The organism is Hyphomonas johnsonii MHS-2, from assembly GCF_000685275.1.
Classification (GTDB): domain Bacteria; phylum Pseudomonadota; class Alphaproteobacteria; order Caulobacterales; family Hyphomonadaceae; genus Hyphomonas; species Hyphomonas johnsonii.
Genome location: NZ_ARYK01000013.1, coordinates 20166 through 46410 on the forward strand (window position 1 = coordinate 20166; position 26245 = coordinate 46410).

Consider the following 26245-nt stretch of genomic DNA (forward strand, 5'->3'; position numbering starts at 1 on the left):
TGTTGCCAGACTTTGAACACATCAGAGTGTTTTAGTTGGCTCCGACACGGATACGCCCCATATTTGCCCTCATGCCCGACGATGAAACAGAGACGATGACCGAGACCACATCCATGCCGTCGGCCAAGACCAGTACGCCCCTGCGTTCGGGATTCAACACGGCGCTGCGCCAGGTGCTGGCGATTGTGGGCCTCCTGATGATCGCGATGTCGATCCCGATCGGCATCCTGACTCCGTTGATCCCGATCGGCTTGCCGTTCGGCATTCTGGGCGTGGTCCTGCTGGGCCGCAACTCGGTCTGGGGCCACCGCTGGATGGAAAGCGTGCTGGCCCGGCACCCGAAAGTGGAGCGGTTTGCGCCCAACTGGCTGATGAAACTTGTCTTTGCCCGCGAGAAAAAGGCGATTTTGCCCCGCAAAAAGTGACGCCGGGGGCGTCAGCCCTTGCCGCCCGTGCAATTCTGGGCACAAATGGACCGTTAGAATTCACGGGCCAGCCGGGGCAAAATCACATGAAACCACTCACCCTATTGGGATGCCTTTGCATGGCGCTGGCGGTCACGGCCTGCGGCGATGACAAGAGCGACAGCAATGACAAGGTCTCGATTCCGACAGACCCGTTCCCGTCGACCTATTCCGCCTATCCGAACGAGCCGGTGGCGATCATCAATGCGACGATCATGGACGGCGCGGGCACACTGATCGAAGACGGCACGCTGACCATGCGCGACGGCAAGATCGTCGCCATCGGCAGGGACATCAAGCTGCCGCCGGACGCCATTCAGATCGACGCGGCGGGCCGCTGGGTGACCCCCGGCATCATCGACAATCACAGCCATCTTGGCGTCTATCCCTCGCCCAGCGTCAGCGCCCTGTCCGACGGCAACGAGATTTCGGCGCCGGTGACGGCCAATGTCTGGTCCGAACACGGCATCTGGCCACAGGACCCGGGATTCACGCGGGCGCTGGCAGGCGGCATCACATCGCTGCAGGTGCTGCCAGGCAGCGCGAACCTGATCGGCGGGCGCGGCGTGACCCTGAAGAACGTGCCGAGCCGGACCGTGCAGGGCATGAAGTTTCCCGGTGCGCCCTATTCGCTGAAAATGGCCTGCGGCGAGAACCCCAAACGGGTCTATGGCTATGGCAGCGGGCGTTACCCCGGTGGTGCACCCTATTCGCGCATGGGCAATATCGCCGGCTATCGCGCGGCCTGGATCAAGGCAGCCGACTACAAGCGCAAATGGGACAAGTACGAGAAGAGCGGCGGCGAGCCGCCGACCCGCGACCTGGAACTCGACACGCTGAAAGGTGTGCTCGATGGCGACATCCTGGTGCACATGCACTGCTACCGCGCCGACGAGATGGCGCAGATCATGGATGTGTCGAAGGAGTTCGGCTACAAGGTCACGGCCTTCCACCATGCCGTCGAAGCCTACAAGATTGCCGACAAGCTGGCCGAATACGGCGCCTGTACGTCGATGTGGGCCGACTGGTGGGGCTTCAAGATGGAAGCCTATGACGGCATCAAGGAAAACATCCCGATGGTGCACAAGGCCGGCGCCTGCGCCATCGTGCATTCCGACAGCGATATCGGCATCCAGCGCCTGAACCAGGAAGCGGCCAAGGCGTGGGCCGACGGCAAGAAGGTCGGCATCGACATTCCCGAGGAAGAGGCGTGGCAATGGCTGTCGCTGAACCCGGCCAAATCGCTGGGTATCGACGGCAAGACGGGCAGCCTTGCGCCCGGCAAGATGGCCGATGTGGTCGTCTGGTCCGGCAACCCGTTCAGCGTCTATACGAAAGCCGATCAGGTCTTCATCGACGGCGCGCTGATGTATGATCGGTTTGACGCGGCCCACCGCCCGGTCAGCGATTTCGAGCTTGGCCAGCCCGGCGAAGGAGACTTGAAATGAGCGCGCTTCGATTGACCGCCCTGATCGCCGCAACCGTCGGCCTCGCCCTGTCCGCGTCGGCGCAGTCGCTGGCCATTGTCGGCGGGAAAGTGTGGACAGGCACAAGCCAGGGGACGCTTGAAAACGGCACCGTGATCATTGCGGACGGCCAGGTCGTCTCGGTCGGGCCGGCGAGCGCGGCGACCGTGCCGGCTGGCGCACTCGTGGTCGACGCCAAGGGAAAATGGGTCACGCCAGGCTTCATTTCCGCCTTTTCACGGACCGGCATGGTCGAGGTTGATGCAGAAGAATCAACGGACGACACGTCGGCGTCGAGTTCCGATTATTCCGTCGCCCTCGATGCGGCTGACGGGTTCAACCCGGACGCAACCGCGATCGACGTGACCCGGATCGAAGGCATCACGCGCATTGTCGTGGCGCCGGAAGCAAGCTCGAACCTGTTTGCGGGCCAGGGCTTCATCACCGACACGAGCGGCGCAGTCGATAGCGACATCATCCGGGGGGCGTTCCTGCTGGTGTCGCTGGGCGAGCGCGGCGCATCGCTGGCCGGCGGATCCCGCTCGGCGGCCTGGGCGCAGTTGCGCGCGGCGCTGGATGATGCGGCCTCCTACCCCGCGCGCTATATCGCCAGCAATGACGGCACGGCGCTGAACCGCGTCGATGCCGGGGCATTGCGCGCGGCAGCGACCGGAGACGAACTGATCCTGATCGAGGCGCAGAAGGCCACCGACCTGCTGGCGATCATGGAATTTGCCCGGCAGAACCCGGCCCTGCGGATCGCCATTGTCGGCGCCGACGAGGGCTGGCGCGTGGCGCCGCAGCTCGCCGCGGCCGGAATCCCGGTGATCGTCGATGCCTTCTCGAACCTGCCGGCGAGCTTTGAGCAGCTGGCGGCGACTTCGGAAAATGCCGCCCGGCTGGTCGATGCCGGCGTGAAGGTCGCTATCGTGAACCTTGGCGACAATAGCCACCAGGCGCGCCTCGCCATCCAGGTGGCGGGCAATGCCGTCGCCAATGGCATGTCGCACGAGGATGCGATGAGGGCGCTGACGACCGTGCCGGCCGGGATATTCGGCATGCAGGGGCTCGGCGTGATCGGACCGGGCGCGCGGGCCGATGTGGTCGTGTGGGACGGTGATCCGCTGGAGATCACCACCAGCCCCGACGACGTGCTGATCGACGGTGTCATCCAGTCGAAGGAAACACGGCAGACGGAATTGCGCGACCGCTACCTGAAACTGGACGAGCACAACCGGCCGCTGGCCTATGTCAAACCCTGATCTGTTCAACTCCCATAAATCCCGGGAGGCCTAGACTGGCCGCCTGACCGGTCTTTTTGCCCGGATTGCCGCATCGCTGCCGCTTTTCGGTCATAGGCCTGATTTCGGATGGTATCGTTGATGTTGCTGGCTTTCCTGCTCACTTTCACACTTCTCACGGGGTCAGGACCGATGGATTCGGCCCTGTCGGCGACAGAGGCACCGAACACGCTACGGGCCGCCTTTACCGTGGAATTGCAGAGCGTGCGGGCGCGGCGGGTGTATTCATTCGACCCGCGCAAGACAGGCGACGAGCGCTGGCAGGTGATCGACTGGCAGGGCGAGGATGACGAACTGGAAGAGGTCGCGGCCAATTGGGCGGCCGAGTCGGCGCCCGATGGCCGCCTGTTCCCGGACGACCTGCGCGCCAGTCTCGGGCGCAGTGTCGAGGTCAACGACCAGGGCCATGCCTGGCAGATGTCGTTCCGGCACACACCCTCGCAGAACGATGGCGAATTCGACGTCTGGGCGGCGCAGCGGCTGCAGGCGACTGCCTGGCTGGACCCGGTCGGCGAACGGTTCCTGCGCATCGATTACACGCTGCCGCACCCCGTGGCGGGGCCGGAAGGCGGCAAGCTGACCAAGTATAACCAGAGCTATTTCCTGAAGACCGAACCGCGTTGGGGCATGAGCTATGTGTCGGGCTTCTCGATCGAACTCGAGGCACGGGCGGCCTTCCGGAAGATCGAGCGGCGCTATTCGGCCAATGTCGTGAAAGCGGAGTTCTTTTTCGCCAGCGCCGAGGCGCAGGAGGATTTTGAATCCGGGCGCAGCGCCAAACCGCAATTGATGACTGGATTGGACGGCGCAGGGCGTTAGACTCCCGTGCATGACGATTCACATGGTCAAGCTGTGCGTGGGTGCCGAAACGATCGACGACCTTGCCGACTGGCAGGCGCGGCAGCTGCAGCGTATCCCCGAACCGGTCCACCATACCCGCATGATGCCGAAACGGGCCGAGGAAATGCTCGACGGCGGCTCGATCTATTGGGTGATCAAGCGGGCGATACGGGTGCGCCAGCGCATTATCGACATCCGCGCCATCACGGACGAGGAAGGCCGTGCCATGTGCGAGCTGGTATTCGACACCGATCTCGTGCGGACCTATGCGCAGGCCAAGCGGCCTTTCCAGGGCTGGCGCTACCTGAAACCGACCGATGCACCGCGGGACCTGAAGACCGGCGAGGCGGCGCGCGATATTCCGCCTGACCTCGACGCCGCGTTGAAACAGGCGGGCGTCTGGTAGGCTCAGAGCACGAAGCGGGCGTGCTCGTTCGCGTCGAGGAATTCGATCATTTCGTCATTCGAGGCTTTCTCGAGCGCCTTCAGGGCGTCCACCTTGCGGGCCGGCGAATTGCTGGCGATGAACTGGTGGCGTGCCGCATCGACCTGCGCGGCATACAGCTCCATCCGGGCCAGCTCGCGCTGGGGGTGCAGGCCTTCCTCGACGGACCGGGTGCCGACCGCGAGAATGGCGAACATGATGCCAATCGAACCGACAACCGACTGATTGATCGAGGGGACCGGCCAGATGGCGATCAGGAGGGCCACGAAGTTCGACAGGAAGGCTAGCAGTACCAGCGCGAACATGATGTTGCCGAGCACGGCGATCTGCTTGCGCGGGAGGGACCAGAACTTGCCTTCGGCCGACAGGATGTAGTTCGTGTACTGGACCTGCCCCAGGAGGCGGGTTTCCTCGCTGGCCGAGAGGATCTCGGCGAGCACGCCTTCGGGGTCCGGCGTCAGTTTGCGCGCGGCGGCCTTCGCCCATGACGCATCAATCCAGAACGCATTCTGCTGCGACTTGCCGATTGCGGTGTGGCCCATGTGCCCGACGGCCTCGCGGCGGGTATATTTGGTGTACTCGCTGCTGATCTGGTTGAGGAAGGATCGCTGGAACCGTTCGAAGGCGAGACTTCGGGCCTCGACATAGGCGGCTTCACGCTCCGGCGATCCGGCAGCGGCGACGATGTCGGCGATATGCGCGACGATGTATTGGGCCTTCCACTGGCGCATGCGCTCGGTCATCAGGCGCATCTGCAGCCAGCGCCGCTTGCTCTGGCCAAAGGCGAGCCCGAGATTTCCGAAGATGATGGCGAGCACGCCGCACACGGCACCGACAATGGCGATTGCCGTGAAGACGGCGTCTGGATGGCCGTGCGAGCTGGTGGCCGCCCGGATCAGGGGCTCGAGCGGGAATGTCAGCAGGGAGGCGACCGCAAAGGTCAGCGTGAGGCAGCCGATCGACCGGCTGCGATTCTTGGCGCTGTTGGCAAGATGGTCGATGCGCTGGAACTCGGCGCGCAGTTCCGGGTGATCGAGGGCGAAGAAGACCCGCGGGTACTTCTTCTGCGCAAGGGCGAGATCCTCGGCCTTGAGCAGCAATTCGTCATTGAACCTGAACATTCGCCCCACCCCTCGTCGCGCGCCCCGCCCCTTTGTGCATAGCGCCGCCACGTTGGCAACATTGGGGTTTCAATCAGTTTTGGAAAAGAAAAAAACTGTGCAATCGTACTGGCTCAGCGTGTTTGGGACCAGTGGGACGAGCATTGCGAGGGGGGCACCGATGGCGAACGTTTTTCTTTCCTACAGCAGGGCAGACCGGCCGAAGGCCCAGCAGGTCGCCGCAGCGCTTGAGGAAGAAGGCCTGACGGTCTGGTGGGACAAGGTCCTGCAGGCCGGCCAGACCTATGATGAAGTCACCGAAGGCATGCTGCGCAATGCCGATGTGGTGGTGGTGCTGTGGTCGACTGTTTCGGTGAAATCGAAATGGGTGCGGGCCGAGGCGACGCTGGGCGAGCGCTATTCGGCGGTCATTCCCGCGATGATCGAGAATGCCGACCGGCCGATCCTGTTTGAATTGACCCAGACCGCCGACCTGATCGGCTGGGACGGCGACCGCGCCGAACCGCGCTGGGCCGGGTTCGTCACCGACCTGCGCCAGGCCGTCGACCGCAAGATCGCGCAGAAGGCAGCCAAGGCCGAGCCGGCACCCGTTCCACCCGTGCAGGTGCCCGCCGCGGCGGCGCCTGCCGCGCCCGCAGCCGCGCCGCAGAAGCCGGCTTTCAATGACGCCACGATCGAGACGACGTTCTGGACATCGATCCAGTCGGCGACCGATCCGGCAGACTACCGGGCCTATCTGAAGCGGTACCCGGAGGGGCATTATGCAGACCTTGCACGCAACCGGCTTGCCGCGCTGGAGCAGAAGCTCGCTGCGCCGCCGCCCCCACCGCCGCCCGGCCCCAGCCCTTCGCCGGCCCGTGCCGCCGCGCCGGCACCCGCCAAACGGCCTGTCGGTCTGGTACCGATGGTGGCCGGAGGGCTGGTCCTGCTGCTGGGGGCCGGATGGGGCGTCAGCAAGCTGATGCCCGCCGCCGACACGGTTGAACTGGCCGAGACGGAATTGCCACCGGAACCGGACGCCACGCCTGCCGCCGAACCGGACGTACCCGCCATGGTTGTCGAGGCTGACACGGCGGGCGTCGCGCCTGCCAGTCCATCAGCGCTCGATGTGCCTGAAGCGCCTGAGCCGGAGGCAGAAGCAGAGCCGGAGCCTGAACCGGTTGTCCCGGCAGGGCCGGCGGCCGATTGCGAGCTTTGCCCGGTGATGGCGATTGTGCCGGAAGGCAGCTTCATGATGGGCTCGCCGGAGTCCGAATCCCAGCGGGTCGGCAATGAGGGGCCGCAGCGCGAGGTCACGCTGAAACCCTATGCCATCAGCGTGAACGAGATCACCTTTGCCGAGTGGGACGCCTGTACCGCAGATGGCGGCTGTGGCGGCTACCGGCCGGGTGATGCCGGAACGCGCGACGACATGCCGGCCCAGTCGATTTCGTGGCGGGATGCGACCGCCTACACGACATGGCTGAGCGGCAAGACCGGCAGGACATACCGCCTGCCGACCGAGGCGGAATGGGAGTATGCCGCGCGGGCCGGGGCGGCCACGCCGTATTGGTGGGGGGCCGCTTTCGACCGCAGCATGGTTGCCTCCGGCGCGCCGAAGCCCGTCAGCTCGCTGGCGGCAAATGCATTCGGCCTGACCGGCACGCTCGGCAATGTGCGCGAATGGGTGCAGGACTGCTATGTGAACAATTACACAGCCGCGCCGCTCGACGGGTCGGCCGTGCTGAACGGCGATTGCGACCGACGGGTCGTGCGGGGCGGTGCCTGGTCGGACAATGCGGCCACCCATCGCGCGGCAAACCGGGCGCGTGTCTCACGCGGAACACGTGACCGGAAGATCGGATTCCGGGTGGTCAGGGACGAGCCCTGACGGTCAGGTGAATATCCCGGCAATGCGTTCGATGACCCAGTAGAATCCGGTGATGCCGATGGCATAGGCGGCCAGCACGCGGGCCGGGCCATGCGGCAGGCGGACAAGCCGCGTCGCGAGGAAGACGAGCGCCAGAACGACGGCGACGAACGCCACCTGGCCGGCTTCGACCCCGAGATTGAACAGCAGCAGCGCTGTCACTTCGGCGCCCTTGGGCAGGCCGATCTCGGCCAGGGCGCCGGCAAACCCGAAACCATGGACAAGGCCGAAACCAAAGGCGATCAGCCAGGGCTTGCGCTGGCTCAGCGTGTCGCGTCCGCGTGTCCGGTAGATCGCTTCGGCGCCGAGCAGGGCGATGCTGAGCGCGATCGTGATTTCGACCGGCGGGCCGGGAAGGCGCATGCCTCCCAGTGCGGCGGCGGCGAGGGTGATGGAATGGGCAAGCGTGAAGGCCGTGACGGTGGACAGCAGCTGGCGCGGGCGGACCAGAAGGATGAGGCCGAGCACGAAGAGAAGGTGGTCGTACCCGAACAGGATGTGCTCCACGCCGATACGGAAGTAGGCGAGAACTGGCGCGCCGGTGGGTGTGGACAGGTCCAGCGCGAGGCTGCCGGGACGCAGGACGGCGGACAGGTCGTCGCCCTGCAGGCGGTTGAGGCGTACGAAGGCATCGGTGAGCGTGCGATCGAGCCCGGCAATCGAGAGGGTGCCGGTGGAGAGGTCGCAGGTCACGTCCCAGCGCCGGACCAGCGTGCCGCCGGCGATTTCGGAGCGCTCGCGCGCCGGTTCGCAGCCTTCGGGGAAAACCGGGTCGAGCTTCAGCCTTCGCCCGTCGAGCAGGGGTTGTTTCCAGGTGACGGCAAACGTGCCCGGGTCGGTCTCGGTGATCTCGAGATAGGCGGGGCGCACCTCATGGGCGCTGGCCGGGTCGGCGATGGCGAATATTGCCAGCAGGAGCAGCAGGGCGCGGATCATTCGGCGCCTTCGATATGCACCTTGTAGCGCTGCACGATGTCGTCGACGGCCGCTTCGTTGGCGGCGCGCAGGGCGTCTTCCCGCCAGTCGGCCTCGACCTTGGCGCGGACCGTCTCGAAGGGTTCGACATGCGATGGCGTGCTGGCGATGACATGCACGAGGTGAAGGCCGAACGCGGACTGCACGGGGCCTTGCCATTCATCCATTTCCGCCAGTCCGGCGAGTGTGCCTGCGAAGTCTGCCCCGAACAGGCGAACAACTTCGCGTATCGGGAGATCGCCATAGGCACGCTGCAGGATGAACGGGTCGCCGAGCGTTTGCCAGTCGGGCGCGGCGGGCGCGTTGAGCGTGGCAAGCAGGGTGGCGGCGTCACGGTCCAAAGTGTCGCCGTGGCGCTCCGGGCTGAGGAAGACATGCTCGAAGGTCACTTCCGGCGGCCGGGTATAGGTGTCGACATGGGCGTCGTACCAGGCGCGCAGCGTGGCCTCGTCCGGCTCGGGCGTCTCGGCGAGGTCGGAGATCATGAAGGTCATCTTCTGGGCCAGCCGGCGTTCGACGATGGTGTCGTCCCGGTCGAGGCCGAGCCGGCGGGCCTCACGCGACAGGGCCTCGTCGCGGATCCGGTCGGAGACCATCGCTGCCATGTCGGCCTGCGAGGGCAGCGCGCCGGATTCAGAGGCGTAGAGCGCCGCCATGCGCTGGAGATCGGCCCGTGAGATGGTGATCGTACCGTCCTGGCGCGCGACATAGGTTGTCCACACGCCATGGACAGCAAAGACCAGGAGCGCGGCGACGGCGAAGTGGACGAGCGGCTCTCGCAGCAGGGACTTCATCTAGGCGGGCGGGATGTACCAGATCGGCGACGTATAGGCGCGTTCCTGGGTCGTGGTGGGCAGGGCAGGGTTTGGTGGCGTACCGTTGCGGTTCGCTTCCCAGGTCGACCAGCGGCAGGTCGGGTTCTCGAGCACACGGACATAATAGGTGGCACGCTGGCCGACGGTGAAGTCGGGATCGGTCCACAGTGTCTTCAGCTCGCCCGCGCCGGTGCCGGGGCGGGTGTCGCAGGTCGTGATGTCGACACTGGCCCCATTGTCGGGGCAGCGATGCGTGGCGGCATCCGGTGTTGCGCCACCGGAACAGGCAACGTCATAGACCGTTTCGCCCGAGCTGGTGACCTTGACCACCTGCACACGCTGGAGCGGGGCAGAGTTTGCATCCTGGATGGCCCAGGCGATGAAGCGCGGGGCTTCGCCGGTGCCGACAAGGTCAGCACCCATGGGGACACCTTCAGCATAGGCTTTCCGGGCGAGGTCCGGCGCATCCAGCATGTCGGCGGTATAGCCGAAGCTGCCGAAGAAGCGGACCTTCATGCGGGGCCCGGTTGTGGCGAAGGTTTCCTTGCGGCGGAAGGCATCGAAGATGGCGTCGCGCGTGTTCTCTTCAGCCCAGACACCGGTCAGGCCGGACGCAGCCCAGCGCGAGAACCAGTGTTTCGCGTTGTTCGTTATCTGGTTCTCCGGCTGGTCGGCCCAGTCGGTGATGCCAGGCATCGGCACAGAGCCGCGCTGGAAGGGCAGGCCATCGACGATGCCAACTTTCGACCAGAACTCCTTTTCCGAATAGGCACCGCCAGCGACGTGGCTGTCGGAGCCGCCGACAAGCCCGAAGTGGAAGGGATCGAAACCCTGGTCTTCCTGGAGTTTCAGGCCGTTCTGGTAGGCTTCCCGGACATAGGAACCGTTGGTCTTGGAGACGACATAGCTGGCCAGCAGTTCGTCATAGATTTCGAAATTGGCCCATTCGTCATTGGGCGAGAGGTCCGGATGGGTTTCGGACGTGCCCTTGACCTGGGTGACCTCGACCAGCGGTTCGTTGCGCATGCGCTGTTCGGCATAGGCGGCATCGAGCGGGTCGCCATTATAGGTTTCGAGGCGGAACATCTGGCCGTCGGAGACATTCGAATTGTGCGGAATGGCGATGGATTCGCGGCCCTCGGCGCGCTGCTCGTCCATCCAGTCCCACAGGTCTTCCGGATTGGTGGAATCGAGTGTCGAGAAGGCGCGCTCGGGTGCCTCGTTGCGGAAGAAGACGTTGCGGTGCAGGTTGCCGCCGCCGAACCCGCCACTGTCGTCCGGTGAGGTCACGGAGGTGAATTCGTAGGCCGAGAACGTCGTGAAGACGCCGGGCTCGTTGTACTTTTCGGCAGCTGCGACATTTTCCTGCCACGCAGAATTGATCACCGGGATGTCATACAGCTCCTCGAGCTTTTCGCCCGAACGCACCGAGGCGCCAACACCCTGGAAGGCTGCGAGGATCTTGTCCGGATCCCGCGAGAACATGTCGGCGGCGCGCGGCAGTTCGGACAGTTTGGTGCCCTTGGTGTTCATCGCGGGCAGGATGCCGAGATACTCGGCATGGTCGGTGACCGTGTAGAAATCGAGCGGGCCGCCGGCGACGGTCATGTCGAATCCGGAGGGGTGCTTGATCGTCTCGCCCTTGGCAAAGCGGTAGGCATCATCGGCGGTGCGGCGGACGTTGAAGATATAGGCGTCGAAACTGTTGCGTGTGTGGATGTGCGTGTCGCCGAAATAGGCATTGCGGTCGGCATTGTAGCCGGGCGTCGCGCCCTCCGGGGCAGCAGGCGCTGCTGGCGCGGCCGTCTCGGTGTCAGCCGGTTTTTCGGTCTTGGCGCCATTGCAGGCGACAAGTGCGAGAGTGGCGCTCGCAAGCATCAGATGTTTCAACATGTCAGTTATTCCTCCCGGGCGCTGTTGCCGCGCCTGCAGGCTCCAGTTTCTCCGGGATCGCTGGCGATGTCCAGCTTTACGCAAAGTCAGGGTGTCAGCCCCGCCAGAACCGCCGGGTCAGGACCACGAACACGGCGACAAATTCCAGTCGGCCGAGCAGCATGGCGATGGCGCAAATCCATTTGGCTGCGTCCGGAAGGGTCTGGAACGTGCCGGACGGTCCGATGATCGGACCGAGGCCGGGACCGACATTCGAGACGCTGGTCGCCGCACCGGAAATGGCGGTCATCGCGTCGAGCCCGCAGAGCGACAGCAGGGCGGCGGCGAGAAGGAACGTGGTCAGGTAGAGGAAGACAAACACCATCACCGACTGGAGGGTCTCCTCGTCGACCGTCTTGCCGGCGTACCGCACGGGCGCGCGGCGGTGGGGCATGGTCATGCGTTGGGAATAGGCAACGATTGCCTTGGCCGTGATCTCGAGACGGAACATTTTCAGGCCGCATGCCGCTGACCCTGCACACCCGCCGACAAAGGTGGCTGCCAGGAAGATCGCCATCACCGGCTCGCCCCAAGTGTCGTACGGCGCCGAGGCATAGCCGGTGCCGGTCATCACGGAGATGATGTTGAACAGGGCGTCCTTGAAGGCATGCGCGGCGGTTTCGAAGATGCGCGGATCCACCACCGCTTCATGGTAGGCCACGATGATGAGGGAGAGCGTGACCGCGATGGCCAGATAGAGCCGTGGCTGCGGATCGCGGAGCATCGGCATGATGCGGCCCTGCAGCAGCAGCATGGCGAGCAGGCTTTGCGGCAGGCCGGCAATGAACATGAACACGGTCGCGACATAGGGCGCGTTGGTATCGTTGAAATAGCCGAAGGAGAGGTCATGGGTGGAATAGCCACCGGCCGACATCGTGGTCATCGAGTGGGTGATCGCATCGAACCAGTTCATGCCGGCGAGCGAATAGAGGAATGCGCACAGCATGGAGATCAGGAGATAGGTGAAACCGAGATAGGCGGCGATATCGGCGACGCGCGGCAGGAACTTGCCCGACATGTCGGAGCTTTCCAGTTCGAACAGCTGCATCCCGCCGACGCGAAGCTGGGGCAGGATGGCGATCGCGGTGACGATGATACCGATGCCGCCGAACCATTGCAGGATGGCCCGCCATAGCAGCAGGCCGCGCGGCATGTCGTCGAGACCGGTCAGGACGGTGGCACCGGTCGTGGTGAGGCCGGAGATGCATTCGAAGAAGGAATCCGTCAGGCTCATGCCGGAGGCCAGGAACGGGATCGAGGCGATGGCGGGCAGGAAAACCCAGACCAGCACGGTCAGCAGGAAGGCTTCCCGCTGGCCGGTACGCTGGTCGCCGCCGCGCGCCATGACCCAGAGGCAGATGCCAATGAAGATCGACCCGAAGGAGGATACGGCAAAGACGTGGGCTTCCGGCCGCTTGTCGGCAACGTCCATCAACGCGCACGGGATCATCGCCGCGCCGAGCAGGACGGTCATGATGCCGATCGCGAGGAGGATAGGACGCAGCTGCATTTTAAGCGGGGAACTTACGCCGCAAATCCTGCGAAGGAGTCAATTTTCTGAAAGTTAACAATATGTTTCCAGCTTGGCCCGGACTGAGGTTGGCAGCCGGCGAACGGGCTGGCCCGTCGGCGTATCGCGCCTTTGCCGGTGCAGCAAGGCAAGCATCGGGCCATGCGGGGCCTCAAACCGTCCAAACGCATTGACCGGGCAGGGACAGGAACCTAAACGCTGGATATTGTTTCATTGGTAACCAACGGCGTTTTCCATGTTCGACCACCCATCCTACGATGCCCACGAGGGTGTCCATATGTTCCATGATGCGCCTAGCGGCCTCAGGGCGATTATCGCGGTGCATTCGACCGCGCTAGGCCCGGCCGCGGGTGGGTGCCGCATGATGAAGTACGCGACCGGCGAGGCCATGCTGAAGGACGCGCTGCGCCTCAGCCAGGGCATGAGCTACAAGAATGCGATGGCCGACCTGCCGCTTGGCGGGGGAAAGGCCGTGATCTGGGGCGACTCGAAGGCCGACAAGTCGCCGGACCTGTTCCGTGCGTTCGGACGCGCCGTGGCGAGCCTGAACGGCACCTATTACACGGCTGAAGATGTCGGGATCGACGTCGCCGACATGGAGATCGTCCGGCAGGAGACGGAGTTCGTCGCCGGGCTGGACCATGGCGCGGCGGCGAGCGGTGACCCGTCGCCAATCACGGCGACCGGCGTGTTCCGCGGCATCCTTGAAACGGCGCGCCGGGCATTCGGCACGGATGACCTCACCACACGGACAATCGCCGTGCAGGGCGTCGGGTCGGTCGGCGCGCATACGTGCGACTTCCTCGCCAAGGCGGGCGCCACACTGGTGATCACCGACATCGACCAGGCCGCCCTGAAGGCCGTGGCCGCGCGCACGGGCGCCCGCATCGTCGCGCCGGATGACATCTACGATGTCGAAGCGGACATCTTTTCACCCAACGCGCTCGGCGCGGTGGTCAACGAACAGACTCTGGAACGGCTCAAGGTGAAGGCGATTGCCGGCGCCGCGAACAACCAGCTGGTCATGCCGGAAATGGGCGAACTGCTGCGCCGCAAGGGCATTCTGTACGCCCCCGACTACGTGATCAATGGTGGCGGCATCATCAATGTGGCGGCCGAGATTTCCGGCAATTACTCGCGCGACTGGGTGGATTCCAAGCTGGACCGGCTGATGGAGACGCTGGGCGCCGTGCTCGACGAGGCCCTCGCCCAGGACAAGCCGACCAATGAAGTGGCCGACCGGATTGCGCGCCAGAGGATCGCAGACGCCCGTTAGGTGATTCTGGTCAATTCGCTATCGTCCGCTGAAGTGGTAAGGTGGCTGGAATTGGAACCGAACCAACCAGAACAGGGATGTACGATGTCAGTTGTTGCGATGCTTCAGGGAACCGAGGCGGCGGATCGGGGAACCCTGCGAACGGCGCTGGCCATCGGCCGGAAAATGAATGTCGGCGTGACCGGGCTGTTCGCCCTGCCGGACCCGGACAGTGCCTTCATGATTGTCGGCACGCCGGAAGGCGCCGGCCTGACGGCGCAGGCATCGCAAAGCATCATCGACATGCAGGCGGAGATGAAGCGGACGGCCGAAGCGGTGTTCGCCGAAGTGATCGGGAACGACGATCATGGGGTGCAGAGCGCATTCCTGCACGAAGTGAACCTTGTGGAGCGCGCAGCGGCGAATGCCGCGACGCTGGCGGAAGCCGTCGTGTTCCCGCGATCGTCTGCCAATGCCACAGCGCCACTCTACATCGCGTTTGAACATGTACTGATGGATGCCCGCCTGCCGCTCGTGCTGGCTGGCAGCGGAGACCCGGCGCCCGGACCTGCAGTGATTGCGTGGGATGGCAGCAATGGCGCCGCACGGGCAGTGCGCTTCCACCTGCCGCTGATCCGGGCAATCGGGGATGTGATCATTGCGCAAAACCGCAAGGACCTGGGGCGCGATACGGCCCGGCCGGTGGCCGAGCCCGACACGCTGGCCCGCTGGCTGAAACGCTACAACGTGACCACCAGCGACGCTGCCATCGAGGAAGATGTCGGTGCGGGCCTGCTGGCGCTGGCGCAGGGAAGCGGTGCATCAATGATCGTGGCCGGCGCCTATGGCCATTCACGGCTGGGGGAGCGCCTGTTCGGCGGCACCACGCGGACATTGCTGGCCGCCGACACTGCGCCTGCCCTGGCGCTGTCGCACTAGGCTCAAAGAAAACCAAGGAGAATACGATGGCGTTGAAGCGCATAACGATCCAGCTGGCCCGCAATCCCGGCCTGCCCGGCGGCGACCCCGGCCAGGGCTATACAATCATCGCGCCCCTGACGGCTGAAGGCTTGCTGGATGTCGAAGCCTGGCGCGACGTGCGCAAGCAATGCCGGGTGGTGCGGTTCTCGCCGGACGAATCCGAGGTGGCCGATGGCTGGCTGACGCATCATGGCAGCCACTGGTACTTCCACTATGACGAGGATGACGAAGGCGACGACGAGGCCGGATACCGCCTTGGCGAACATGTCTTCAAGGAAGGCGAGTACGTCACGGTTGCCAGCCACGGTGAAACGCCCCTGACCTACAAGGTGACCGACGTCTCGCCGGTGTGAGGAGGCCGCCGACGTGCAGGGCCGTTAACCTAACTTTCTCGATTTGCGTCGCTCTAGTAGCGCATGTTGGAAAAAGTGATGATCCCGCTGACACTCATATTCGGGACCGTGCTGTATTTTACGCGCGATGCCGGGTTTGACTTCAATGCGGCATCAGTTGAGCAACGGGCAGGATTCACCGAGCGGCAGAGCCGGGCCTGGGTCACGCAGGCCGGGCTGGCACCCGTGCTGCGATCGCAGGTAAAATCGGTCGAGACACGCGATGGCGGCATGATCGCGATTGTCCGCATTCATCTCAATGATACGAGCCTGGTGACCCGGAAGCGGACGGAGACCTATGCCCGCGGCTGCACGGCCTACATGAAAAGCCGCCTGGCGGAATTCGGCATTGCCGAATCCGTACGCATCGAGAGCGATACCGGTGCCCTGGTGGCCAATTACTCGTTCAAGCCCGGCACCTGTTCGCGGTACGCACCGAAGGCCGATTGAACCGGGCCGTGGCGCTCCCGCCCCGTTCAATGGCATGCCTTGCTGTGCCTAGAAGTCCCAGCGCAGCTGGATGCCCCATGTCGCTGGTTCATTGACGAAGCCTGTCAGGTTGTTGAAGTCGATGGCGCCGGTGAGGGCGTCTTCATCCATGATGTTGCGCCCGAAGACCGACACGTCATAGCCCGCATCTGCCTTGTAGCCGACTTTCAGGCCGCCTTCCCAATAGCCGTCCTGGCCGTATTCGAGGCTCTCATACAGGAAGAAGTTGGAGTCGCCCTTGTAGGCCCAGTCGGTGTAGCCGTAGAACTCGCCGCTGCGGAACGGAATGGCGTAGCGCGCCGTGAAATTGGCGATCCATTCCGGCGCGTTCGGGAATGAATTGCCGGAGATGTCATAGCCGAGCAGGGTCGTGCCATCGGCGGCATAGACGGCCGGGTCGGTGACGGTGCACCCGCCGCCGCAGCCGGGCGCGAGCAGGACATCGTCCTTGAACTCTGTCTTGTTGTAGGACAGACCACCCGTCAGCAGCAGGTGTTCGATCGGGGTCGCTTCGATATCGGCTTCGAAACCGTAGCCTTCGCTCTTGTCGGCATTGAACAGCGCGACCGTGTTGTTGGTGCCGCCGACGATTGTCAGCTGCTGGTCGCTGAAATCGTAGAAGAAGACGTTGGTGTTCAGACGGACGCGATGGTCGAAGAGCTCCGATTTGACACCGGCTTCGTAGGACAGGACCGTTTCGGTCCCTGCGCTGGACACCGTGTCGCCGAAGACGAGGCGGCCCTGGGTGGAGGGGCCGCGGAAGCCCTTGGCGATGCGGGCATAGAGGTTGATGGCATCGGTTGCCTGGTAGGCGGCCGAAACGTCCCAGCTGACCTGGTCGTCACCGACCGAGCCGGTGATCGGGCCGAGCGGCGGCGCACCGAAGGGGCCAAGTGTCCGTTCGACCGCGAAGTCTTTCGATTCATCCGTCCAGCGGGCCCCGCCGGACAGTGTGAGACGGTCGGTCAGGTCATAGGCCAGCGATACGAAGATGCCCGTACTGTCGGTCTGGTTCTCGCGGGTCGCGATGCCGTTGACGGGCCGGCCGGGTGCCAGCGTGTCGAAGCTTTTCGACGTGATGGAGACTTTCTCGTCGAACACGAAGACGCCGGCCTGGGCCCGCACCGGGCCGCCATTGTCAAAGGCAACACGGATCTCGTTCGTGGTCTGGTGCAGGGCGTCGACCGCGCCGGAGCTTTCAGACGGGAAGGGGATCGGCCCGGGGCCGTAATTGCCGGCCCCGAGGAAGGTGGCACCGAAGCCGCCATCGATGTCGCCGCGGCTGGCGATGGTCGCCTGCTCGTTGCCGAACACGTAGGTGACATTGATCGCGTCCGTGAGGGCCTGGTCGAGGCGAAGCGTGACGCCGTGGGCGTCCTGGGTCAGGAAATTGTCCCCGTCGAAATAGACCGTGTCCCGGTCGAAATTCGAGCCGACACCGTTCGAACCGGGATCGATGATGTTGGCGCGGAAGAGGCGCGCGTCACCGTCATTGGTTCGGCCATGCAGGTTGAGCAGGGCCGAGAAATCCGTACCGGTCGGCGTGAACAGGACCTGCGCGCGGCCAGCCACTTCCTTGAACCCCTCGTAGCGGTCTTTCTCGCTGGTGAAGGCATTGTCGACATAGGCGTCGCGCTCCTGGTAGAGGCCGGACAGGCGCACGGCGAGCTGGTCCTTGAAGACCGGCAGGTTGATCGCCCCTTCCAGGTCACGGGTGTTGTATGTGCCGTAGGATGCACGGGCGTAGCCTTCGAGTTCATGTACTGGCCGGGCCGAGTCGAACTTGATGATGCCGCCGGGCGTGTTGCGGCCGAACAGTGTGCCTTGCGGGCCGCGCAGGACTTCGATGCCGGCAAGGTCAAAGACCGGAAATCCCTTCAGGATCGGGCTTTCATACGGCACGTCGTCATACACGAGCGAGACCGGCTGTGACGAATTGAGATCGAAGTCGATATTGCCGATGCCGCGGATGTAGAATCGCGGGAAGGCACGCCCGAACGAGCTTTCGGCGATGACGCTGGGCACGCGGGCCGACAGGAAGCGAACGTCGGCGCCGGAGGCCTTGAGGACGTCGAGCTTTTCGTCGGCAACAGTCGTGACCGAGATCGGGACATCCTGCAGGTTCTGCTCGACGCGCTGGGCGGTCACGGTCACCTGGGGCAGGCGGGCTTCGGTCTCGGCTTCCTGGGCCATGCCGGGCAGGGCAATAAGGGGAGTGGCACTCAGGCCGGACGCAAGAAGGAGCGCACGCAGCGCGGGTCTGTATGGCATGTTGAAATCATCCTGATTTGCATGGAAGACAGCCCGTCTGTGTGCGGGATCTTATGCGTCAGCATGTGTCACAGTTTCAGGACGCGCGAAATCTCGCCGGACAGGGAAACAAGCTGGAAGTGGACATCCCTTTGCGGTTGTTGCTGCACCGCCACAAATGACCGGGCCGGAGGTGGCAGAATGTCCGGAAAATCGGGCTTTCCGGTCCGTCGGTGATCAGTTCCAGGGATTGAACCGTTTGGGCACGGACACCGGGCGCGGTTCATCCGCGTCGACCGTCACTGATTCGGGCTCGCTTTCGACAGCGGGCGCTTCGAACGCAGCTTCTTCGGGACGGGCGCGGACATCTTCCGGTTCCGCCTCTTCAGGTGCCTCGGACTCCGCCTCTGCCGGCTGCGGGGTGAATTCGTCGGGCAGGTCGATTGTGCCGTCGATGACCTTGTGGGCCGGCGCACTCTCCCGGCTTGGCGTCGCTGCGGGCTCACTATGGGCTTGTGGCAGCGGCCGGCCAGCCGATCCGAGCCCAAATCCGGACGAAATGCCGGACAGGCTGAACCGGCGCGGTTCCGGCGCGGGCTCGGGAGCTGGTTCGGGCTCGGCCTCGGGCGCAGCAGCTTCAGGTTCGGGCTCAGGGTCCGCTGTGGCGGCAGCGGCGACGCCGGAGAAGATATCCGGCACGACCGGCTCGTCGTCCGCCGGGCTGGCCGTGGCGTCAATCTCCGGTTCAGGCGCACTGTCCTGCTCTGCGGCCGATGGCTCGAAAATCGCGCCGCTGAATATTTCTGCAGGCTCGGTTTCCTGTTCGGGCGTGGTGTCCGGCACGATATCGGCCTCGGCAGGCGTGTCCGACGCGATGGCCGCGTCGGCGTAGAACGGTTTGTACGTCAGGCCGCTGCCGAGGGGAGGCTCTGCCTCGGCCGAAGTTTCCAGCACCGGCTCCGGGTCGGGCGCAGTGTCGGGCATCGACGGCGTATCGTTCCAGCTGGACTCGTCGGATGCGTCATCGGTGTCAGGTGCGGCATCGATGTGGATAAGGGGCTCTGGGTCTGCTTCGGGCGCGGCCTCCGGCGCGAACGCGCTGGGGGCTTCAGGTTCCGGCGCAGTGTCTGCTTCGGCCGCGTGTGTGCTGTCGTCAGCCGCCTCTGGCACAGCGTCGAATGCGGTGATCGGCTCAGGCTCAGCGTCCTCCGTGACGTCCGGATCTGCCGAAAGCCCCAGCGGATCGGCGCTGTCGGGGGCTTCAGGCTCAACGCCATTGTCCTGCAGGACAAATTCGGAGGCGATATCCTCGATCGGGGCCGGGGCCTCCAGGGGCGTGTCCTCTGCGGTTTCTGGCTCCGGTTCGTAACTTGCTGATTCCACTTGGAAATCTTCTGAGGCGCCCGGGTCATCCTGCGGCGCGGCATCAGGCTCTGCATCTGCCATGCCTGCGAAGATATCGACCTCCGGCTCGGCTTCGGTCGCTTCGTCGGCTGACGCTTCAGCAGGTTCGGCGACATCGTCCATGTCGATCACCGGGTCTTCGGCGCCTGGTTCGTCGGCCATATCCGCAGCGATGTCAGCAGTTTCGGCCTGATGGGTGATGTCAGGATAGGCTTCCGGCAAGGCGTCGGTATCGTCGCCCGGATCTTCGACGAGGTCCGCAGGGTCGACAGCAGGATCGGCGTCCAGGACAGGTGCCGGCGTGTCACCGGATTCGAGGCCCTTGAGCAGCGTGCTGATCGCGCGTTCGGCGCCGCGGGCATGGCGGTGGGCTTCGCGGTAAAGGTCAGCAATGAAAGCAGTGTAGGGCCGGCCTGAACTGTCCTGTTCGTCGATGAAGTCTTCGGCGGGGCAGGTTTCGATTTCCTTGCCGAGCGCATCGGTGAGGAGAACGGCGTGCGGTTCCGGCGTCAGCACCACCCGATAGCCTTCGGTGTCGTGCATTACGGTGCCGTCATCGCCCTCGACCCAGGCGACGCGCTGCTTGCGCGTCATTTCGCTCAGTTTGTCGATCAACCGTTTCGTCGATGGGTGCAGCATAGGCTCGCCTTTCCCGGAAGTTAGCGGTGCACTCTACCCAATAGCGGCTGACAGGCGAACATTCAAACTCTGGTTCCCCCAATCCGCATGAAATGTCGTTTAATCAGGCGCCGTGGTGCCAAAAGGACGGCGATTGTCGGCCGTCGCGCTATTTTTCGCTGGCCGGGGTGTCCGGGACGTATTTCATCTCCAGCAGGACGGCTTCTTCGCGGTAATCTGCGTCGGCATCGGCCAGTTTGCCGTCGAAATCAGCACCCGCGCCGAAAGCCCGAATGAAGTGGGCCGTGTCAGGGGAGTCCGGGCACAGGAAGATCGTGTCGATCGGCCCCTCCTGCAGTGTGCACAGCGCCCGGTCGGCCTCTGTGAGGTCCTTCAGCTTCATGCTGCCGACACGCCCGCCATCGGGGCCCGGCACGTCCGGATTGCGCGTGACCACGGCGGAGACGTTGCCAAGTGTCCAGTCCGGCTCGACGACATAGACCAGGCGCGAGGGCACATTCCCCTCGGCAATCGTCTGCACGAGAAAGACCGGATAGGCGTCTTCGCCGGAAAGCGCCCGGTCGGTCAGGATTTCATGCCCGGGAAAGGCGGCCTTCATGGCGTCCAGCGTGAACGGAGTCGGGCCTGTCAGGCCCATCGTGCCTTTCGGACCGATGGTTGCGGGCAACGCGGGCCCGCCGAACTCGGCCTTGCGCACGTCAGCCTTCACCCGGGCGACGTCCTTCAGGAAGTCCTTCACGGGCTCGCCGCCGGCCGCCGAGAGGTCACTGCGGAAACCGCGCACGACGCCGTCAGGCGAAATCAGCAGGTAGCTCGGCGTCCAGCTGATTTTCAGGGCATTACGCACGCTGGCGTCGGAGTCGATCACGGTCGGGTAGCTGTAGCCTTTTTCCGCGAAATAGGCCTCGACGGACCCGTATTTGCCGTAGAGTTCGGCGTCGCTGGTACGTGCGGCGCTGGCGGGCACGTGGATCGACAGGAAATAGAGGTCCGGATCCTGCTCGATCGCGGCGGCGAGGGCGGCCACATAGGGCGCGTCGCGCATGCAGTCGCCGCACCAGATGCCCCAGACGTCGATGACCATCCAGCGGTTCAGGACCGACGAATCGAAATTCTGGCCATTGGCCATGGTCGCCGTGAAGTGCGGCAGTTTCTGCCCCAGCAATGCGTAGGTGAACGGGCGGCCGTAGGAATCGCGTGGTACGTCGTCACCATCGGACATGTCGGCGTCCGGTGGTGCGGGCAGATTGCTGGTGAAGAAGGCCGTCGCGGCGTCGGCGGCAGGCGCATCCGCCGGCGCGGATGTCTCCGCTGAGCAGCCCGCAAGGAACAGTGCGAGAGCACCGAACGTGAAAACTCGAAACATGATTGGGTGCCTTCCCGGCAAGAGACGTTGCATTGCGCGATTCAAGGGGCGCGGGCCTTTCCCGTATATTAGGGGACCAGATGGCCTGCATTCAAGCGGGGCGAGCCATGAACCGGCAGGTTGATTGTTCACAATTATTTGGGGCGGCCCTGCCGATGCCTTGCCGGCGGGGGCGTCGATGGCGTGGGGGCGCCTGGTGCCGGGCCTAGAAATCGGCCTGCAGGCGGAGTGTAAAGCCGGTCACCTGGTCGCTGCGGACACCGGCCCGGACGGCGTCGGCAAAGGCGGGGTCGAGCCCGGACGTCGATGTGCCGAGATCACCGTCCGACTGGAACAGGCTGAGGCCGATGCGGGTTTTCGATGTCGGATACCAGGACAGGCCGAGCCGCACAGTATCCATCGAACCGCCGTCGACGCCGGAATCGCTGAGGTCGAGCGTGTCAAAGGCGGCCGAAACGGCGAGGGCACCATAACCGCCCTCGGTGACTGGCTGGTCGACTTTCGGCCGGTCGAACTTGCCGCCCCTGTAGGTACGTTCCCCCCCGAAGACATAGCCTGCCTCGATGCTGCCGCCGCCAAAGGTCGCGTCGCCGCCGGCAGCGAGATCGGAGGTGAGGGTGGCGTATTCCGAACTGAGCCAGAGCGGGCCGCGCAGCACGGCGCCCTCGATCCCCAGCAGCGTGTCCGATTCCCCGACCGAGCCGGTCGAGATCATGCGGCCCGGAATGTGTGCGAACGGGCGCTGGCGATAGCGCAGGTTCGCCTGGTCGTCGCCCTTTTCGCGGTAGCGGACAGACGTGCCGAGGTGGACGATCAGGGCGTCGGTGTGGATCGGTGTGTAGGTGCCGCGCGCGGCGAGTGCAAAGCCTTCATTTCCGGGTGTGTCGTTCAGGTTGCCGCCGAAGGCGCCGGCCATGAATGTCCAGGCCTGGCCCTTCGTGTGGGCGGCAATACCGACGCGGCGATCGAATTCGAAAGCGTCCGTGAAGGCGGCGCGTTCCGCGAAGGTGGTGAAGCGACCGGACGTTTGCTCTTCTAGCGAGTTCGGCGTCTTGAACTGGCCGACACGGAATTTCCAGGATGTCCCCTTGGGGGCAAGGTCTGCATAGGCGTCAGTGGCGGCAATGTCGCCGGCTTCGTCGGTTTCCAGTTCCACCTTGAAGGATACGATCCCCGTCTTGCCGGACACTGCGAGACGGGCGCTGCGCAGCTCGGCCTCGTCCACGTCGAATGCCGCCGTATCGGCATCGGCCTGCGTATAGTCATAAAGGACACGGCCCGACAGCTTGAGGTCCCAGGGGGTGTCGGCCGATGCGGGGAGGGCGGGAAGCAGTGCGACCAGCAAGAGCGCCGAGGTGCCACCGAAAATGCTGAACTGATGCAACGCGATTCTCCTGTCTGGATGCTGAGCGTGGGCTGTAGGTAGGTTTTGTGACGTTCGAGCCGCATTTATGTGACGAATTCGTAAAATCGTCACACAGGCTACGTGAACCGGTACGCCGGTTTGCGGGCAAAAAAATGCCCCGGTCCTGCGAGGGCCGGGGCATTCCTGCGCCGCTGATGGCGGCTATGAAACGGGCCTAGCTGTAGATTTCGAACAGGCCGGCAGCACCCATGCCGCCACCGATGCACATGGAGACGACGCCCCACTTGGCGCCACGGCGCTTGCCTTCGAGCAGGATGGAGCCGGTGCAGCGTGCGCCGGTCATGCCGAACGGGTGACCGATCGAGATCGAGCCGCCATTGACGTTGTATTTCTCGGGATCAATGCCGAGACGGTCGCGGCTGTAGAGGCACTGCGAAGCGAACGCTTCGTTGAGTTCCCAGAGATCGATGTCGTCAACCGTCAGGCCGTGACGCTCGAGCAGGCGCGGGATGGCGAAGACAGGACCGATGCCCATTTCGTCCGGATCGCAACCGGCGACGTTGAAGCCGGCGAAACGGCCGAGCGGTTCGATACCACGCTTGGCAGCTTCCTTGGCTTCCATGACCACCACGGCTGCAGCACCGTCAGAGAGCTGCGACGCGTTACCCGCGGTGACATATTTGCCTTGCTTGACGACCATGCCGCCGGAGAAGACGGGCTTCAGGCCAGCCAGCGTTTCGTAAGTCGTGCCGGGGCGGTTGCATTCGTCCTTGTCGCAGACGACGTCCTGGTAGGTTTCTTCGCCGGTTTCCTTGTTGACCAGTTTCATGCGGGTCTTCAGGGGGGCGATTTCCTCGGCCATGTAGCCTTTTTTCTGGAATTCGGCGGTGCGGCGCTGGCTTTCGGCGGAGTAACGGTCCTGGTCTTCGCGCGACACGCCATAGCGGTCAGCCACGATCTCAGCCGTTTCGATCATGGACATCCAGATCGCAGGCCATTTTTTCATCAGTTCTTCTTCGGTGTAGCGGTGCAGGTTCATGTGACCCGAGCGCGACACCAGCGAGAGGCTTTCCACGCCGCCGCCGATCGTGACCGAAGCGCCTTCATTCATGATCGTGTGCGAGGCATTCGCGATGGCTTGGAGGCCCGACGAGCAGAAACGGTTGATGGTGGCGCCGGACGTCGTGGACGGGCAACCGGCCCACAGCGCAGCGTTGCGGGCGACGTTGTGACCTGTCGCGCCTTCGGGTTGCGCCGAACCGAGGAAGACATCTTCGACGGCAGCAGCTTCGACGCCAGCGCGCTCGAGGGCGTGCTTGATGGCGTGGCCGGCGAGGGTGATGCCATGTGTGTCATTGAGCGAACCACGGCTGGATTTGCCCATGCCGGTCCGTGCGGTGGATACGATGACTGCTTCACGCATTTAGAAAGTCCTCCAGAGAATATGCGACGTTTTTGCGATGTTGCGGCGCACACTAACGGGCTGACGCCCCTGGCGCCAGCCTTCCCTTAACGTCAAGGTCAAGAAATCGCAGCCTCAGGCAGGAGTCTTCGCTTTTGGGGCGCTGGCCCGGACCGTTTCATCGACATAGGTCTCGAACTTGGCAAAGTTTGCCACGAACATGTCGGCAAGCTTGGCCGCCTGCTTGTCATAGGCGACCGGATCGGCCCAGGTTGACCGCGGATCGAGGATTTTCGCGTCGACGCCGGGCACGGCGGTCGGCACGAGGAATCCGAATGTCTCGTCCTTGCGGAAGGTTGCCTTGTTGAGCGACCCGTCGAGGGCGGCGTTGAGCAGGGCGCGCGTTGCCTTGATCGGCATACGGTTGCCCTGGCCGTACGGGCCGCCGGTCCAGCCGGTCGACACCAGCCAGCAGTCGACATCATACTTGCCAATGAAGTCGCGCAGCAGGTTTCCGTATTCGGATGGATGGCGCGGCATGAACGGACCGCCAAAGCAGGTCGAGAAAGTGGCAGTCGGTTCGGTGACGCCTTTCTCGGTTCCGGCGACCTTGGCCGTGTAGCCGGAGAGGAAATGGTACATGGCCTGTGCCGGAGTCAGCTTGGCGATGGGCGGCATGACGCCGAACGCGTCTGCCGTCAGCATGATCAGGTTCTGCGGCTGGCCGCAGCGGCCGGACAGCGATGCGTTGGGGATGGCGGAAATCGGGTAGGCGCCACGTGAATTCTCGGCGAGCGTGCCGTCGTCAAGGTCCAGCTCGCGCGTGAGCGGGTCCATCACGACGTTTTCGAGCACTGTGCCCCACTGCCTTGTGGTGGCGTAAATCTCAGGCTCGGCTTCGGGCGACAGCTTGATCATCTTGGCGTAGCAGCCGCCTTCGAAGTTGAAGAGGCCGTTTTCCGACCAGCCATGCTCGTCGTCGCCGATCAGGATGCGGCTGGCATCGGCCGACAGGGTCGTCTTGCCGGTGCCCGACAGGCCAAAGAAGATCGCCGCGTCGTTTTTCTCGGACGTGTTGACCGAACAGTGCATCGGCATGACGCCCTTGGTCGGCAGGTAATAGTTGAGGGCAGTGAAGACCGATTTCTTGGTCTCGCCGGCATAGGACGTGCCGCCGATCAGGACCATGCGTTTGGCAAAGTTCACGGCGATGACGGTCTCGGAGCGGGTGCCGTGGCGCGCCGGATCGGCGCGGAAGCTGGGGCAGTTGATGATGGTGAATTCTGATTTGAACGCGGCGTATTCGGTGTCGGTGGGAATGCGCAGGAGGTGGCGGATGAAGAGGGACTGCCAGGCGAACTCGTTGACCACGGTTACCGGAAGACGATGGTCGAGATCCGCGCCGCCAAATAGTTCCTGTACGAACACATCCTGTTTTTCCAGGTGCGCTTTGAAATCGCCGAGCAGCGTATCGAAGTGGGCAGGCGTCATCGCGGCGTTATTGTCCCACCAGACGGTGTTTTCGGTGGTGGCATCGCGAACCGTGAACTTGTCCTTGGCAGAGCGACCGGTGTGCTGGCCCGTTTCGACGACCAGGGCGCCGCCGTTTGCAACGCGGGATTCCCCATTCGCTACAGACGTTTCGTAGAGCAGCGGCTCGTTCCAGTTCTTCCGGATCGACTTCGGCCTGATTCCAAGTTCTGCAAGGATTGCTACGGTATCGCTCATTATTATTCCCCGTCATTCTCTACGATGTTCGCTGAGCCATGTGATCTGTACAGCCGGCCCGGCAGAAAATTCTGCAACATTCGTGCCCACCGGATTGTTGCGCCGACAACGCACAATTGGGTCTGCCACCCGGCTGAGAGACTGAATATGAACGCACCCGTCAAGCACCACGAT

General features: G+C 64.0%; 21 protein-coding genes. 10 read left to right on the plus strand and 11 right to left on the minus strand.

Annotation, left to right across the window (positions count from 1 at the left end; all coding sequences use genetic code 11):
* Positions 1-95: 95 nt before the first annotated feature.
* The 5 genes from HJO_RS16845 to HJO_RS16865 all read left to right on the plus strand — a co-directional run bounded on the left by HJO_RS16845 (position 96) and on the right by HJO_RS16865 (position 4477).
* Positions 96-425 carry a hypothetical protein gene (locus HJO_RS16845; RefSeq protein ID WP_162173859.1) on the plus strand — a complete coding sequence of 110 codons (330 nt, stop codon included), beginning with the start codon at positions 96-98 and terminating at the stop codon, positions 423-425.
* 86 nt (positions 426-511) lie between these two features.
* Positions 512-1912 carry an amidohydrolase gene (locus HJO_RS16850; RefSeq protein ID WP_035619379.1) on the plus strand — a complete coding sequence of 467 codons (1401 nt, stop codon included), beginning with the start codon at positions 512-514 and terminating at the stop codon, positions 1910-1912.
* A complete protein-coding gene (locus tag HJO_RS16855) occupies positions 1909-3192 on the plus strand; it encodes an amidohydrolase family protein (RefSeq protein ID WP_035619381.1) in 1284 nt (427 codons plus the stop codon). The genes HJO_RS16850 and HJO_RS16855 overlap by 4 nt, the downstream gene beginning before the upstream one ends.
* Before the next feature lie 171 nt (positions 3193-3363).
* Positions 3364-4050, plus strand: coding sequence for a hypothetical protein (locus tag HJO_RS16860; RefSeq protein WP_035619382.1), 687 nt, complete (start codon positions 3364-3366; stop codon positions 4048-4050).
* Between the two features lie 10 nt (positions 4051-4060).
* Complete coding sequence (locus HJO_RS16865) at positions 4061-4477, plus strand: DUF1489 family protein (protein WP_035619384.1); 417 nt, start codon at positions 4061-4063, stop codon at positions 4475-4477.
* A 2-nt stretch (positions 4478-4479) separates the two neighbouring features.
* Here the strand turns inward: HJO_RS16865 and HJO_RS16870 are convergent, their stop codons facing one another.
* The gene (locus tag HJO_RS16870; RefSeq protein WP_035619385.1) at positions 4480-5637 is read right to left on the minus strand and encodes a hypothetical protein; all 1158 of its coding nucleotides are present in this window, start codon (positions 5635-5637) and stop codon (positions 4480-4482) included.
* 160 nt (positions 5638-5797) lie between these two features.
* Here HJO_RS16870 and HJO_RS16875 point away from each other — a divergent pair, with 160 nt between their 5' ends.
* A complete protein-coding gene (locus HJO_RS16875) occupies positions 5798-7507 on the plus strand; it encodes an SUMF1/EgtB/PvdO family nonheme iron enzyme (RefSeq protein WP_035619388.1) in 1710 nt (569 codons plus the stop codon).
* Between the two features lie 3 nt (positions 7508-7510).
* Here HJO_RS16875 and HJO_RS16880 read toward each other — a convergent pair whose 3' ends face one another.
* The 4 genes from HJO_RS16880 to HJO_RS16895 all read right to left on the minus strand — a co-directional run bounded on the left by HJO_RS16880 (position 7511) and on the right by HJO_RS16895 (position 12778).
* A complete protein-coding gene (locus HJO_RS16880) occupies positions 7511-8482 on the minus strand; it encodes a HupE/UreJ family protein (protein ID WP_035619390.1) in 972 nt (323 codons plus the stop codon).
* On the minus strand, positions 8479-9315 hold the full coding sequence (locus tag HJO_RS16885) for a peptidyl-prolyl cis-trans isomerase (RefSeq protein WP_035619392.1): 837 nt from the start codon (positions 9313-9315) through the stop codon (positions 8479-8481). Before HJO_RS16885 ends, HJO_RS16880 begins: the two co-directional genes overlap by 4 nt.
* Positions 9316-11229, minus strand: a complete 1914-nt coding sequence (locus HJO_RS16890; protein ID WP_084142200.1) for a DUF3604 domain-containing protein — start codon at positions 11227-11229, stop codon at positions 9316-9318.
* Positions 11230-11323: 94 nt separating this feature from the next.
* The gene (locus HJO_RS16895; protein WP_035619394.1) at positions 11324-12778 is read right to left on the minus strand and encodes a TrkH family potassium uptake protein; all 1455 of its coding nucleotides are present in this window, start codon (positions 12776-12778) and stop codon (positions 11324-11326) included.
* Positions 12779-13034: 256 nt separating this feature from the next.
* On the opposite strand from HJO_RS16895, the gene HJO_RS16900 reads away from it, so the two are divergent.
* The 4 genes from HJO_RS16900 to HJO_RS16915 all read left to right on the plus strand — a co-directional run bounded on the left by HJO_RS16900 (position 13035) and on the right by HJO_RS16915 (position 15877).
* Entirely contained in the window at positions 13035-14075 is a 1041-nt protein-coding gene (locus tag HJO_RS16900; protein WP_035619396.1) for a Glu/Leu/Phe/Val family dehydrogenase, read from the plus strand.
* An 84-nt stretch (positions 14076-14159) separates the two neighbouring features.
* Positions 14160-14993 carry a universal stress protein gene (locus HJO_RS18000; RefSeq protein ID WP_051618752.1) on the plus strand — a complete coding sequence of 278 codons (834 nt, stop codon included), beginning with the start codon at positions 14160-14162 and terminating at the stop codon, positions 14991-14993.
* A 26-nt stretch (positions 14994-15019) separates the two neighbouring features.
* The gene (locus tag HJO_RS16910) at positions 15020-15388 is read left to right on the plus strand and encodes a hypothetical protein (protein ID WP_035619398.1); all 369 of its coding nucleotides are present in this window, start codon (positions 15020-15022) and stop codon (positions 15386-15388) included.
* Between the two features lie 78 nt (positions 15389-15466).
* Complete coding sequence (locus tag HJO_RS16915) at positions 15467-15877, plus strand: hypothetical protein (RefSeq protein ID WP_156945848.1); 411 nt, start codon at positions 15467-15469, stop codon at positions 15875-15877.
* Positions 15878-15925: 48 nt separating this feature from the next.
* Here the strand turns inward: HJO_RS16915 and HJO_RS16920 are convergent, their stop codons facing one another.
* From HJO_RS16920 to HJO_RS16945, 6 genes are all read right to left on the minus strand, one after another.
* On the minus strand, positions 15926-18187 hold the full coding sequence (locus tag HJO_RS16920; RefSeq protein WP_035619402.1) for a TonB-dependent receptor: 2262 nt from the start codon (positions 18185-18187) through the stop codon (positions 15926-15928).
* 216 nt (positions 18188-18403) lie between these two features.
* Complete coding sequence (locus tag HJO_RS16925) at positions 18404-20209, minus strand: hypothetical protein (protein ID WP_035619404.1); 1806 nt, start codon at positions 20207-20209, stop codon at positions 18404-18406.
* A gap of 148 nt (positions 20210-20357) precedes the next feature.
* Positions 20358-21575: a TlpA family protein disulfide reductase gene (locus HJO_RS16930; protein WP_035619406.1), complete on the minus strand. Its 1218-nt coding sequence runs from the start codon at positions 21573-21575 to the stop codon at positions 20358-20360.
* Between the two features lie 205 nt (positions 21576-21780).
* Complete coding sequence (locus HJO_RS18005; protein WP_051618753.1) at positions 21781-22959, minus strand: OprO/OprP family phosphate-selective porin; 1179 nt, start codon at positions 22957-22959, stop codon at positions 21781-21783.
* Between the two features lie 196 nt (positions 22960-23155).
* Positions 23156-24364 (minus strand): acetyl-CoA C-acyltransferase, encoded by a 1209-nt coding sequence (locus HJO_RS16940; protein WP_035619408.1) that lies wholly within the window; start codon positions 24362-24364, stop codon positions 23156-23158.
* Positions 24365-24478: 114 nt separating this feature from the next.
* A complete protein-coding gene (locus HJO_RS16945) occupies positions 24479-26071 on the minus strand; it encodes a phosphoenolpyruvate carboxykinase (RefSeq protein ID WP_035619410.1) in 1593 nt (530 codons plus the stop codon).
* Positions 26072-26245 lie beyond the last annotated feature (174 nt).